The organism is Psychrobacter sp. ANT_H56B (assembly GCF_008369245.1).
Lineage (GTDB): Bacteria > Pseudomonadota > Gammaproteobacteria > Pseudomonadales > Moraxellaceae > Psychrobacter > Psychrobacter cryohalolentis.
In genome coordinates this window covers 497,180-511,195 of sequence record NZ_VOBF01000001.1, presented here as the reverse complement: position 1 = coordinate 511,195, position 14,016 = coordinate 497,180, and the positions used below count along the sequence as shown (strand labels likewise).

Annotated in this window: 8 protein-coding genes and 1 pseudogene; 3 read left to right on the top strand and 6 right to left on the bottom strand. The window is 43.8% G+C overall.

Annotated elements, in window-relative coordinates:
• Nucleotides 1-18: 18 nt before the first annotated feature.
• Entirely contained in the window at nucleotides 19-2,502 is a 2,484-nt protein-coding gene (mrcB, locus tag FQ082_RS02070; protein WP_149491851.1) for a penicillin-binding protein 1B, read from the bottom strand.
• Nucleotides 2,503-2,925: 423 nt separating this feature from the next.
• Here mrcB and FQ082_RS02065 point away from each other — a divergent pair, with 423 nt between their 5' ends.
• Nucleotides 2,926-5,790, top strand: a complete 2,865-nt coding sequence (locus FQ082_RS02065; protein WP_149491850.1) for a heavy metal translocating P-type ATPase — start codon at nucleotides 2,926-2,928, stop codon at nucleotides 5,788-5,790.
• A 110-nt stretch (nucleotides 5,791-5,900) separates the two neighbouring features.
• Here FQ082_RS02065 and FQ082_RS02060 read toward each other — a convergent pair whose 3' ends face one another.
• On the bottom strand, nucleotides 5,901-6,623 hold the full coding sequence (locus FQ082_RS02060) for a Bax inhibitor-1/YccA family protein (protein WP_011513970.1): 723 nt from the start codon (nucleotides 6,621-6,623) through the stop codon (nucleotides 5,901-5,903).
• 298 nt (nucleotides 6,624-6,921) lie between these two features.
• Between FQ082_RS02060 and FQ082_RS02055 the strand changes: the two genes are divergently transcribed.
• Both FQ082_RS02055 and FQ082_RS02050 read left to right on the top strand, forming a co-directional pair.
• Entirely contained in the window at nucleotides 6,922-7,926 is a 1,005-nt protein-coding gene (locus FQ082_RS02055; protein WP_020443747.1) for an NAD(+) kinase, read from the top strand.
• 55 nt (nucleotides 7,927-7,981) lie between these two features.
• Nucleotides 7,982-8,293 carry a YeaC family protein gene (locus FQ082_RS02050; RefSeq protein WP_011513968.1) on the top strand — a complete coding sequence of 104 codons (312 nt, stop codon included), beginning with the start codon at nucleotides 7,982-7,984 and terminating at the stop codon, nucleotides 8,291-8,293.
• A 95-nt stretch (nucleotides 8,294-8,388) separates the two neighbouring features.
• Here the strand turns inward: FQ082_RS02050 and FQ082_RS02045 are convergent, their stop codons facing one another.
• The 4 genes and pseudogenes from FQ082_RS02045 to alaS form a co-directional block, all read right to left on the bottom strand.
• Entirely contained in the window at nucleotides 8,389-8,763 is a 375-nt protein-coding gene (locus tag FQ082_RS02045) for a HopJ type III effector protein (RefSeq protein ID WP_011513967.1), read from the bottom strand.
• Nucleotides 8,764-8,933: 170 nt separating this feature from the next.
• Nucleotides 8,934-9,101: pseudogene (gene csrA / locus FQ082_RS02040) on the bottom strand (carbon storage regulator CsrA); the annotation flags it as partial.
• A 418-nt stretch (nucleotides 9,102-9,519) separates the two neighbouring features.
• A complete protein-coding gene (locus FQ082_RS02035; RefSeq protein ID WP_011513965.1) occupies nucleotides 9,520-10,806 on the bottom strand; it encodes an aspartate kinase in 1,287 nt (428 codons plus the stop codon).
• Nucleotides 10,807-11,139: 333 nt separating this feature from the next.
• On the bottom strand, nucleotides 11,140-13,812 hold the full coding sequence (alaS, locus tag FQ082_RS02030; RefSeq protein ID WP_149491849.1) for an alanine--tRNA ligase: 2,673 nt from the start codon (nucleotides 13,810-13,812) through the stop codon (nucleotides 11,140-11,142).
• Nucleotides 13,813-14,016: the final 204 nt, after the last annotated feature.

The following is a 14,016-nucleotide window of genomic DNA, read 5'->3' as shown; positions in this document are numbered from 1 at the left end:
TGAAATAGAAGCAGTTCACTAAAACCATTCAACAGCACGATCATACCAAGTATCTACACGATTGGGTGTATCACCGTCTTGCTCGGCATCATTGCTGTTATTATCAATAACTTCACCATCTGGAATCTCTAATCCTTCACGTCGACGTTGCTTGTTGATATTGCCTTGCTGATTTTGCCACTGCATCTGCTCGCGCGCACGATCCTGTTGGTATAAGCCAATCGCACAGCTGCTGGCTTCTTGGGGCAAATATGCTGACATAACAGGCAAGTAGCGTGCGCTGGCACAGCGCTCATTAGACAGCTTGCCTGAGTTGTTCTCTAACCATAGCCATTCGATGCCTTCTGGCTCTGGTAGCGCAACAGGTGTCAGTTTTAGACGATTCATATAATCAACCCAAACTGGCAAAGCACCGCTGCCGCCACTAAGCCCAATCGGTTTATTATCATCACGTCCAACCCAAACCACGCTGACATAGTTACCACTATAACCGGCAAACCACGCATCGCGGTAATCATTGGTAGTACCTGTTTTGCCCGCAAGGTTTAGATTGCTACCAAGCGATTGCACGCGTCTAGCTGTACCGTTCCTGACGACGTCTTGCAACGCATAATTAATCAAAAAGTTGGTCTCAGGCGGAATACTGCGCTGAGTATTTAAGCCTGTTCGCTGCAAAATACTACCGCGATCATCAATCACACTACGGATACTATGAATAGGCGTACGGAAACCACCCGTTGCAAAGACTTGATAGACCCCAAGCATGTCCATCGGGCTTAGATTGACTGAGCCCAATAATGCCGCAGGATAAGGGGGTATTTTCTCTTTAACGCCCATACGTTTTAATTGCTTGGCAAAGGTGTCGACTCCAAACTCCATCCCTAAGCGTACAGCACTATGGTTATACGATTGCGACAGCGCTGTAGTAAAGGGTATGTAGCCATGATCACGATTGTCATAGTTTTTGGGATTCCATTCGGTACCGTCGCTTAGACTGACCGTAATAGGGGAGTCATCAACCGAACTTGCCAAATTATAGCGACCACTTTCGAGAGCGGTCATATAAATAATCGGCTTTAACAATGAGCCTACTTGGCGTTTGGCATCGACCGCACGGTTAAACCCAGTAAATTCGCTTCCGCTACCGACAACAGAAACCAGCTCACCCGTCTCAGGGTTGGCACTGACCAGTGCCCCTTGTAAATCTTTGGTTTTGCTACCACTACGGCGTAGCTCGCCAAGCTTTCTCTCAACCGCTTTGTCCGCTGCCAACTGGGCAATAGGGTCCATGGTACTAATGATAATCAGACCTTCGTTTTTGAGATCATCGGAATAATAGACTTTATTTAGTTCACGCTTGACGATATCTAAAAAGTCAGGGAATTGGCTTTTACCTTCAACAGGCTTATCAACTACCCCAAGTGAGTTTTTTAATGCTTTATCGTAGTCTTCTTGACTGAGCGAGCCGACGGCCAACATATTGCTAAGCACAACATCGCGACGTGCCTTTGAATCGTTTGGATGGCGGCGCGGATTATAAACGCTCGGTCCTTTTGCCATCCCGACAAGCAGTGCTTGCTGATCTAGGCGCAGCTCATTGAGCGGCTTATCAAAATAAAATTGTGATGCCAACCCAAAACCATTAATAGAGCGTTTGCCATTTTGACCCAGATAAATCTCATTGAGATATGCTTGCAAAATCTCATCTTTACTATAATGCAGCTCAAGTAGCACAGCCATCAAGGCTTCATTGGCTTTACGCTTCATTGTGCGGTCTGAATTGAGATAAAAGTTTTTGATCAGCTGCTGGGTGATGGTCGAGCCACCTTGACGTGATCCACCAGAGAAGTTATTGATGACTGCACGAGCGATACCACGTATCGATACCCCTTTATGTTCATAAAAACCACGATCTTCTGTCGCTATCAGCGCATCAATAAGCGGCTGCGGTACTTGATCTAACGAGACAACCATACGGTCTTCATTACTATCCGGGTAAATACCACCGATATTCACCGGTTCAAGACGGATAATGCCGGTTTTCGCCGCCACAGTACTTTGTACTGACTCAATCTTATCACCAGCAATAGTCATTTTGATGACTTGCTCTTGGTCTATATCATTAGCGCTATAAGTAAATCCACGTGTATGAATAAAATAGGTATTACCTGATTTATGATAAGTACCCGTGCGATCATAGGCTTTATCACTTTGATAATTAAGTAGCTCAAGCCACTTCTTCATCGTGTCTTTATCGACGTTGGCGCCTTGATACAGCTCTAATGGCTGCGAATATACTTTGGCAGGAATATCCCAGCGTTTACCCTCAAACTTGTGAGTAATGGTGCGATCAAGTTTGACCAAGTATAGTGCTAATAACACCATGCCAGCGATGATAACAATTAATAAAATACTACTAAACACCACACCGCGCTGCTGGGAAGGTAGCGTATTGATAGCAGGCTTAGAGGACTGTGGTTGCTTAGGATTAGGTTTTTGCACTGATGACACACCATTTTGGGATGAAAAACTGCCTCATAATGACGCAAATTGACAAATTTTTCAATCTATCATCATCAACGCAGGCATTCATTTGCTCTCAGCGCTCAGGAGTTATACTGCTGAGAGCCTGTGCTTATAGTATAATCTTTATAAAAGCAATGATGGTTATTTGAAAGTATCCGCCACCTCTTATTGTCGTAACACTGTCTCAACTTTGAATAAGAGTAATGGTTTGCATTAACACGTACTATTTTAAAGAAGCATAACCATCAATGTCGCGTACGCGTAGCCCCAAATATAGTAGCCAGTTAACCAATGTACATCAAACATAGTGGTTTTCTCGATATCGAGTAGATCAGATGATAGAGCCTTGATTTAAAGCTGTTTTACTCAATGTTCTGTCTAAAGGAAATAAGTGCGATTATGTCCAGTCTTCCATCTCCTATGCCGCCAACATCACCGACATTACCAAGGTCATCAAAAACCAATACTCATTATCAAGACAATTCTATTATTGACGGTCTGGTATTGCCGCTGGCGGGTCATTGTTTTCATTGCGGTGATCCCGTGCCGCAGCCGCCGTTTCATACCGATATATTAGGTAAATCGCGTGAGATGTGTTGTATGGGCTGCCAGTTAGCTTCACAAAGTATCGTGGAAGCGGGGCTTGAGCAATATTATCTTGATCGCTCGGAGATTAACCGTACGGCAAGCTTACCCGTTCAGATGACCCGCCTTGAAGCTTATGACCATGATGAAATAAAATCACAGTTTGTCTACGCCCAAGACGGTATGTCGGTAGCAGAGTTGTCTGTCAATAATCTGCGCTGCGCTGCTTGTACGTGGTTGATTGAATCGCGACTTGATGAGTTAGATGGCATCAGTAAATGTCAGGTTAATTTGACCAATCAACGCATGCGGGTGATTTGGGATGAGACCAAGCTACCGATTAGCCGGATTCTTGCGGTTATCAATGAAATTGGCTATGAAGCCAAGCCTTATCGGCAAGATACCCACGAAGCCATGCTAGCACGTCATAACAACCAAATGCTAATAAGGCTTGGCATTGCGGCACTCGGCTCAATGCAAGCGATGATGTATGCCGTGGCAATTTATTTCGGTGAATATAGCGATATGCTGATATTTCAGCGAGATTTTTTGCGCTGGGTGTCTTTATTCGTCAGTACGCCAGTATTCTTTTATGCCGGTGTACCATTTTTTACGTCAGCATGGTCAGCGATTCGTGCTCGCCAAGTCAATATGGACGTACCCGTTAGTATTGCCTTGATTGTCACATTTTTCGCCAGTCTATTTGCCACCATTACTGGACAAGGGGAGACCTACTACGACTCAGTCAGTATGTTTATTTTCTTCTTGCTGGCAGGTCGTTATATTGAGCACAATGCGCGCCTAAAAGCGGCAACTATGGCAAACGATTTGGTGGTAGTTGAGCCAGTATTGGTACAGAAAATTTCTGAAGACAAAGACTCTGCTGCAAGTATTTTGCAGCTATTAGAACAAAATAGCGTTCAGAAAAATGCGCTTAAACAAGAAAGCGAAGAGTCTGTTAATAAGCTTGATGATAGAGCTATTAATGGAACTGTTAACGAGATTAGTAATGAGACAAGTAGTCAAAATACAGAGAGCGCTACGCCTAATTTTACGCAAAGTATGGATGCTAATGTCTATCAGTTAACATCACGTATTGCTCAAGAATGGCAGCAGACTCGTCAGCAACGATTAACTGTCTCAAATACAAACGATGAGGCAAAAGAAAAGCAGATGGTAACCGCCCATAGTTTGCAAGTGGGCGACATCATCATGGTTGAGGCAGGTTCTGAGATTATCAGTGATGGTATCTTGCTCAGCTCAACCGCCACAGTTTCTCAAAGCCTACTGACAGGTGAAGGTGATTTAATCACTAAGACCCAAGGCGACTATATCGTCGGCGGTGCACAAAACGACAGCCAACCATTTGAGATGTTGGTCACAGCGTTACCAGAAGACAGCCAAATCGGTTTGATTGACAGGCTAATGAATCGGGCAATGAGTGAAAAGCCAAAACTTGCCCAGCAAGCAGATAAGCTAGCACGTTGGTTTGTGGCGCGTATTTTAGTATTATCTGTCTTGGTATTTATTGGCTGGTATATCGTTGACCCAAGCCAAGCGATTTGGGCAACGGTGGCGGTATTGGTCGCGACATGTCCTTGTGCGCTGTCTTTAGCGACACCAATTGCGCTTACTGTATCGACCAATAGATTGGCTAGTTATGGGTTTTTGACGACGCGCGGGCATACCCTACAAACGCTTGCTGAAATTACCCATGTGGCATTTGATAAAACGGGAACCTTGACCTATGGTAAGCCCAATTTATTAAACATTAAGCTACTTACTGATACAGGTGTCATCACAAAGGCAGATGAGCAAAGAGACAATGTATTGGCCATTGCGGCGGCGTTAGAGGTAGGCAGTCGCCATCCGATTGCTCATGCGCTACTGACCGCTGCCTATCAGCTGCATCTGCCAGCGACACAAGCGCTGCAGCATTATCCAGCAGGTGGCGTGGAAGCAATGATCGATGGTGTGCTATATCGTATTGGTCATGTAGATTTTGCTTTAGACAAAATGATTGATGTTATCAATGCGGATAATGACTTAATGATTGATTTAGTTGCCGAGCGCGCCAGCTCAGCGGTAGTCTTATCTTGTCAAAAGGATAAATCAGCAAGCTGGCAAGCACTGGCATGTTTTTATTTTAATGATAAGGTACGTGATAGCGCTCAATCTATGCTGGATAGCTTGAAAGCATTAGGTATCGCGCCTGTCATGCTCACAGGTGACCCAAGTCCGCAAGCCTTGGTCATGGCTGAAAATTTGGGTATGCAGTCTGCGTATAACGGTCTGTCACCAATGGACAAGGTCAATCATATTCAGCAGCTACAAGCTCAAGGTGCAGTGATATTGATGGTTGGTGATGGTATTAATGATGCGCCAGTATTGGCAGCGGCAGACGTTTCAACCTCGATTGCCGGTGCAGCAGATTTGGCGCAAGTATCTAGTGACAGTATTATCCTAAACGGACAAATCGAAGCTATTATTGCAGCGAAACGTATCGCTGATAAAACCAAACGTATTATCAAACAAAACTTGCGTTGGGCACTTATTTATAATGGTAGTGTATTGATACCAGCAGCTTTGGGTTATGTGCCACCTTGGCTAGCTGCTATTGGCATGTCACTAAGCTCATTATTTGTCGTATTAAATGCGCTGCGTCTAAAGCGTGCTTAATTTAAACCAGCTTAAACTCATTTAAACAAATCTCTGAAGATTACCCACAAAAAAACCGTCTTTATAAAAGACGGTTTTTTTATTTCAATGACTATCGAACAGCTATTTGACTAATCTTGTAGATAGCTTAATAGACGCATAAATTCGATATACATCCACACTAGCGTTGCAAGAAGACCAATACTGAATAACCATTCGTAGTCTTCTGACACACCCATTGCCACACCACGCTCAATATTATCAAAATCTAATAACAGCGTAAAGGAGGCGATAACAATCACAAATAAGCTAAAGCCAATAGCGATAGCGCCACCTTCAAACAAGAAAGGTAAGCTTGAACCAAAGGCTAAAGAAAGTACCCACTGCGCCACATAAACTAGCATGATAGCGATCAAGGCTGAGGTGACGATTGAGCGGAACTTTTCAGTCACTTTAACCAAGCCTGAGCGATATAGCCCTAGCATAACTGCCGCTGTTACAAAGGTTGCACACATTGCAGTGACTGGTACACTTGGGTACATTCTCATGAAAAACAGGGAAATACCACCTAAGAATATACCTTCCAAAAGTGCATATGGGACGGCAAGCGTCTTAGCTTTTTGCGGTTTAAAGGTAATGAAAATCGCTAAGCCAAAGGCAGCAAACATACTACCAAAAGCCGCCATCGTGATAAAACCTTGTGATAAACCTGCCATCAACGCATAAAAGAAAAATCCAATACCCGTAATCGCCGATAAGCCAAGCAATAAACTGGTTTTTTGAATCACGCCCTTCACTGTCATCGGCGCACCGCCGACGGCAAGCTCTGCGCGACTGACAATAGGATTGGCCATAAAGTTGTCCTCAATAAAATATAAATAATAGTTATGTCAGCTACTTTAGCAAAATCGCCATTATTGTCAACGGTGTTTGCGTGACAGCGTATAAGGCTTTGCGCAACTATTGAGTCGATTATTGCTCCTATACACAGCGATATCAAATAGCTAAATACATATGCCCAAAACAGCGCATGTTGGCTTTTATATGGGGTCAATTACGACTGTTAACAACGATAATTGATAAACAGGCTAGTCTAATTGCCTATTTCTCGTTATCATTGCTCTGTAATTTACCATCATGCCGAGTCGTTTTATGGAAACCTCAGCGCAGTCCGCAAGATTGCCGCACCTACATGAATCAGAGCTGTTCCACGCTATCAAAAATCCAGCCTTTCGCCGTATTGGCTTGATGGGTCGTGCTGGAAAGCGCAGCGTAACCCAAAGTCTTGGGCAGATTGCCCAGATAATTAACGACATGAATCTTACGTTGATTATGGATGTGCAAACCGCTAACCTGCCAACTCTGAATCTCACTGATATTGAGAGAGTCAAAATTGTTAAGCGTAGCCTTATCGGCGAGATTTGTGATTTAGTCATTGTGGTTGGCGGTGATGGTTCTATACTCCATGCTGCCGAAGCACTAGCGCGCTATCGTGTACCTGTCTTGGGGGTTAACCGTGGTCGCCTTGGTTTTTTAGCCGATGTCAAACCTGATGAAGCGGCGTTTAAATTGCGCCAAGTACTGATGGGCGATTATCAGTTAGACCATAGATTTTTACTGACGATGGAGATTCGTGAAGGTCGTAAGATTATTCATGAAGACATGGCACTCAATGATATCGTGTTGCACGCTGGTAAGTCTGTCCATATGATTGATTTTCAGATGAAAATCGATGGGCATGATGTCTATCGGCAGCATAGTGATGGTCTCATCGTAGCGACACCGACGGGCTCGACAGCTTATGCGCTCTCTGGTGGTGGTCCTATTATCCATCCAAGCATGGATGCCATATGTTTGGTGCCTATGCATCCGCATACGCTGTCAAGTCGCCCTATTGTGGTCAGTGGCACCAGCGAAATTTGTATTCGTATTCACGAGGACAACCGCACCCAGCCGATGGTCAGTGCTGACGGTAAACCAAGCACGCCGCTTGAACAAGAGCAGCGTCTATATATTCGTAAGCATCCGGATAAATTAACCTTGCTACATCCGCCAGGGTTTGACTTTTATGAAGCGTGCCGGACGAAGTTGCACTGGAATGTGCATGCTGAGGAATTCAGTCTCGACGCTGATGATGATATCATGGACGATGAATAAGCGTCTTTATTAGACAAAAATGTGATATAAAAAATAGTAGTGGAGAGTAGGCACGATGGATAAACAAACGATATTAGCAAGCCTAACACCTGAAGTGGTCGATAAATTTCGTATGGCAATTGAGCTTGGCAAATGGCAAGACGGTCGTAAGCTGACCGCTGAGCAGCGCGAGACCTGTATGCAAGCCGTGATGGTATGGGAACATGAACATCTGGCGCCTGCTGAGCGAACTGGCTATATTCATAAGCCGGTCAGAGAAGATGGTTCGGTCGTTGGCGCTGAATGTGATGTTGAACATGAACATCATTATCCCAATATGCCAAATCCAAAAGGCGCGGTACAGCCCGTGAAGTTTCGCGATAAATAGACTTACTATCTAAATGCACTGATAAAAAATGAAGCATAAAAAAAGCCACGCTATCATCATAGTGTGGCTTTTTTATAATCGTCAATCATAAACCATTAAAGCGTGCTGGTATCTACGCTAGGGCGCAGTGTTAATGGATTCTTCTCCATTAAAAAACCTTGCCAGCCCCAATGTAAAAAATTGCGAATATTGGGATGATCAACTCCTTTAGGCGTCGCTTGAACTGTTTGGTAATGCTCACCAAACAACTTTAGCGTATCTAATTGATTTAAGCCGTGATGCTTTGCAAAACCAAAAATCTTGGCGCTGCCTTCGTTTTCACCAGCAGCATTATGTGCCATGCCATTCACAAAAGGCGCTGGCGCATAACGATAAAAATCATCAATAAAACTGATGACATCATTGAATCCAATGGCTTTTTTATTCAAACCATTAAGTAGAGCCGATACATCTGATTGGCGGATACTCATAAATAAATGACCTCAAAGCTGTTAAAAAGCCAAAACTAGCATGCTTGATACAAGCTTAATGATTATTGATAGTTGGATAGAAAGCTAACAGGTTAGCGATTAAAATAGTCTTCATCATCAAATGAAGGCGCAAAGCTGCCTTGCTCAAGATGCTGCATTTGCGACTGTACCGTGCGCTCATGTTGAATGCGCTGATAAATCTCTTCGCGGTGTACGGCAATATCTTTTGGCGCATCAACGCCGATACGTACTTGATTGCCTTTGACACCTAGGACAGTCACACTGACCTCGTCGCCAATCATTAGCGTTTCGCCCACGCGGCGTGTCAAAATTAACATGCGTCACACTCCTTATGTCGCATCAACAGATTATTACTCATCAGATTGCGTCTCAATTACAGGACATTATCGCTGCACAAAATAGGCAGCTGTTATAAAGTAAATGTCATAAACATTGTTTTATAAATTTTACCCAAAATAGGATGCTAATAGCGATAATGATAGATAAATTCATTTAGCCCAAATGAAACCCTCATTATAGGGGGCATAACAGATACTGTCACGGGTTTTCACAAAACTATTGGTTTTATAATAACCTTAGCAATAATAAAAAAAGAAAATAGGGTCTTAATAAGACCCTATTTAATTAAGTATTAAGCATTAAGCATTATTGAAAATAATAAATCGCAGTTTATTGAACAAATATTAAAGCCTATTATTTTTATACGGCTTTAGTAAAGTGTTTATACGCTCATTCTTATAAACCAGCGATTTTGCTTTCACCGTCTTCACGATCAAGACCAAAGGCCGTATGCAGTGATCTTACCGCTTTTTCCAGATACTGCTCTTGGATAAGAACAGATACCTTGATTTCACTGGTCGATATCATTTGAATATTGATGTTGTTTTCCGCAAGGGTTTGGAACATAAGACTAGCAACACCTGCGTGCGAGCGCATGCCGACGCCGACTAATGAGACTTTAACCACTTCATCATTGGCCAATATTTCTTTAGCACCGATTTCATCTTTGACTTCGCTTTCTAGTACTTTCATGGTTTTTTCCATGTCCGTACGATTAACGGTAAAAGTAAAATCAGTCATACCATTGGTAGATAGGTTTTGCACGATCATGTCAATTTCGATATTGGCGCGGCCAATAGGGCTGAGGATAGCAGAAGCAATGCCAGGGTGATCAGGGACACCGCGTACGACGATTTTTGCTTCGTCTCGATTAAAAGCGATACCTGAGATGATTGCCTGTTCCATATTGTCTCCTTCGTCTATCGTAATTAGGGTGCCGACATTGTCTTGAAATTCTTGGTCGAAGCTACCATCGTTGTTTTCATCAAAGCTAGATAATACGCGCAGCGGTACGCCGTATTTGCCAGCAAATTCTACTGAGCGAATCTGTAAAATCTTAGAGCCAAGACTTGCCATCTCAAGCATTTCTTCAAAAGTAATCTTTTCAAGTTTTTTGGCTTTTGAGGTGACGCGCGGGTCAGTGGTATAGACGCCATCAACATCAGTATAGATTTGGCATTCATCCGCGCCTAAAGCCGCGGCAATCGCCACGCCTGTCGTATCAGAGCCGCCGCGCCCTAATGTCGTCGCATTGCCTTCTTCATCGATACCTTGGAAGCCTGCGACAATAACGACGTTGCCGGCATCTAGCTGCTCACGGATGTTTTTGTCATCGATACTTTCGATACGCGCTTTATTGTGAGCATTATCGGTTTTAATAGCGACTTGACGACCGGTAAATGAACGTGCACCGATACCTAACTCTTTAATCGCCATGGCAAGCAGTGAGATAGACACCTGCTCGCCGGTTGAGACCATTTGGTCATATTCGCGAGGATCGGGCTGGCTACTGATTTGGCGTGCTAAATCAATCAAACGGTTGGTTTCACCGCTCATGGCAGACACGACAACGACCACTTGATGACCATTGTCATGCCAGCGTTTGACTCGTTTGGCGACGTTTTTGATGCGGTCGATACTGCCCATCGAGGTGCCGCCATATTTTTGTACTATTAACGCCATAAAAATCTACCTATTATTCACCAATGGTTATCTGTTATTGAGAGACATCAATTCGTCATGGCACTGTCTAAATTAAGTGCTAGATTGATTTTAATAACGATAAAGCCAGATTATAAGAACTGCGCCCTTTGTTTTACTTTTTGATGGTTTACTGTCTTATTATGCCAATAGACTTCATACGCTGAAATAAGTCTAAGCGTTGACCTTTATATCATATTCGAGCCGTAACTTTAAGTATCAGTAGACATTAGATACATGGCGATTGGTTATAACCGTTATAACCAATCGCGTATCTTATCTCTGATTTAGTACAATATTGCTCAGCTTAAGGTATTAGCCAAGCTGGTCCGCAATCCAAGCAGGTAGGGCATTGACAACCGCACTAGTATTGGCAGCTTTTGGCGCGCCGCCTTGAGCATAGTCAGGTTTACCACCACCTTTACCACCAAGCTCACTTGCCAAATGACGAATGATGTCACCGGCTTTTACTTTCGCAGTCACAGACTTTGCCACACTGGCGGCTAGTGCTAACTGCTCATCTTTATCACCAATCAATACAATCACACTATCTGGTAGTTTTGATTTGATATCGTCCATCAACGTACGGATAGATTTACCATCGATACCACTTAAGGTACTGATAAGTACTGGCGTACCAGCGATGGTTTGCACGTCATCAAGCAAGTTTGCGGCTTGGGCGCTGGCGATTTTTTGCTCTAAACGCTCTAGTTGTTTCTCAAGTTCGCGCTGCTTATCCGCCATGGTACGCACGCGCTGTGCAACCTCTGGACGTTTAACTTTTAGCTGACTGGCAAGCTCGCTCAGCTGCTGCTCACTTTGCTGGATATTTTTAATCGCATTCATGCCAGTAACAGCTTCAATACGGCGGATGCCAGCAGCGATACCTGATTCGCTGGTAATTTTTAACACACCAATATCACCGGTACGTTTAACGTGCAAACCACCACAAAGCTCAATAGAGAAGGGCTTACGTTGACCATCGATGATACTGCCAGTACCCATGGTTAAGACGCGAACATCACTACCATATTTTTCGCCAAACAATGCCATTGCACCTTGTTTCATCGCTTCGTCAATAGACATATTCTCGATGCGAGCAGGGGTGTTGGCTTGAATTTGCTCATTAACTAAGCGTTCGATACGTGTAACTTCAGCAGTGCTGACGGGCTTGTCATAGGAGAAATCAAAACGTAATACTTCGCTTGATACTAGCGAGCCTTTTTGCGTGACCGCGTCGCCCAATACTTCTCTTAATGCAGCATGCAATAGATGTGTGGCAGAGTGGTTTTTGGCACTGGCTGCGCGAATACTCGACAATACTTGCGCATCAGCGGTTTGTTTGGTATTAATGTCACCCATGGTCACGACACCATAGTGAATGATGGCTTGACCAGATTTTTTAGTATCTTGGACGTCAAAGACCCCTGATGCGGTACGAATCTCACCAAGCTCACCAACCTGACCACCACCTTCAGCATAAAACGGTGTACGGTCAAGTACAATAACGCCTTCCATACCTTCAGTTAAGCTATCGGCTGGATTGCCATCTTGATACAGCGCATCAATCGTGACACCTTCTTCTTCAAGCTGCTCATAACCGATAAAGGTGGTTGGGTTTTCTACTTGTATGACACTACTATAATCGACGTCGAATTTTCCTGCATCACGCGCGCGTTCACGCTGTGCTTGCATATGTTCATCAAACTCCGCTTCATCAATTACGATACCGCGCTCACGGGTGATATCAGCAGTCAAATCAACAGGGAAGCCATAGGTATCATATAGCTTAAATGCCGCTTCGCCAGAGAGGGTGTCACCATCTTGTAAGCCTTCCAATTCGCTGGCAAGTAGACGTAAACCTTGTGCTAAGGTTTTGGCAAATTGGGTTTCTTCTTTTTGAATAGCATTTTCAATGACGATTTGTTTGTCTTTTAGCTCTGGATAGGCAGTGCCCATCTCAGCCACCAAGGGTGCGACCATTTTATAAAAGAAATCGCTATCGGCACCAAGCTTATTACCGTGACGTACCGCACGACGAATGATACGGCGTAGCACATAACCGCGACCTTCATTACTTGGGGTAACGCCATCAGCAATCAAAAATGAAACAGCGCGAATATGGTCAGCAATGACTTTTAATGATGACTGTTGCTGATTCTCAATTTCTAAAATCTCAGCCGCCGCATCCATCAAGTGTACAAACAAATCTATCTCATAATTGCCATGAACGCCTTGCATGATGGCACTAATACGCTCAAGCCCCATGCCTGTATCAACACTAGGTGCAGGGAGTGGTAATAGCGTGCCGTCTTTTTGACGGTTAAACTGCATAAAGACACAGTTCCAAATCTCAATATAGCGGTCGCCATCTTCTTCTGGGGTACCCGGCAAACCGCCTTCGATATGAGCGCCATGGTCATAAAAGACTTCGGTACAAGGACCGCATGGACCGGTATCGCCCATGGTCCAAAAGTTATCAGAGGCGTAAGGCGCGCCTTTATTATCGCCAATACGGATAATGCGCTCGCTTGGGATACCGATGTCTTTATGCCAAATATCAAAGGCTTCGTCATCAGTCTCATAAATGGTCACATACAAGCGGTTTTTATCAATCGCAAGCCATTCATCTGAGGTCAAAAATTCCCAAATATAACCAATACCTGCTTGTTTAAAGTAATCGCCAAAGGAGAAGTTACCAAGCATCTCAAAGAACGTATGATGACGCGCTGTATAACCGACATTATCCAAATCATTATGCTTGCCACCAGCACGTACGCATTTTTGCGAGGTTACTGCACGCGTATAGTCACGTGACTCCATACCTAAAAAAGTTTCTTTAAACTGATTCATGCCGGCATTGGTGAATAGTAATGTCGGGTCATTGTGCGGAATCAAACTCGATGAGGCGACGGGGGTATGCTGCTTGCTTATGAAAAAATCGATAAAAGCTTGACGAATATCGGCTGAGCGAAATGGCTGGCTCACAGCGGCTCCTTACTGACGGATGTATTTAGTAGAATAAGTAAAATAATTTTGCAAGCGATTTTAGCACAAACGTGCCAAGGGTGTTGAAGATTCCTAAGTAAATACATGGTAAACCCTACTCATTTTTTGCTATAAACCAGACAATTTTATTTAGATTGTCAGTCGAATATTTCAATAGTAAGGATAAACAAGCACGTAGTCATA

What these genes read in the sequence shown, in the direction of transcription:
- FQ082_RS02065 (WP_149491850.1), top strand. Translation starts at nt 2,926, where the DNA reads ATGTCCAGTCTTCCATCTCCTATGCCGCCAACATCACCGACATTACCA.
- FQ082_RS02060 (WP_011513970.1), bottom strand. Translation starts at nt 6,623, where the DNA reads ATGGCCAATCCTATTGTCAGTCGCGCAGAGCTTGCCGTCGGCGGTGCG.
- FQ082_RS02055 (WP_020443747.1), top strand. Translation starts at nt 6,922, where the DNA reads ATGGAAACCTCAGCGCAGTCCGCAAGATTGCCGCACCTACATGAATCA.
- FQ082_RS02050 (WP_011513968.1), top strand. Translation starts at nt 7,982, where the DNA reads ATGGATAAACAAACGATATTAGCAAGCCTAACACCTGAAGTGGTCGAT.
- FQ082_RS02045 (WP_011513967.1), bottom strand. Translation starts at nt 8,763, where the DNA reads ATGAGTATCCGCCAATCAGATGTATCGGCTCTACTTAATGGTTTGAAT.
- FQ082_RS02035 (WP_011513965.1), bottom strand. Translation starts at nt 10,806, where the DNA reads ATGGCGTTAATAGTACAAAAATATGGCGGCACCTCGATGGGCAGTATC.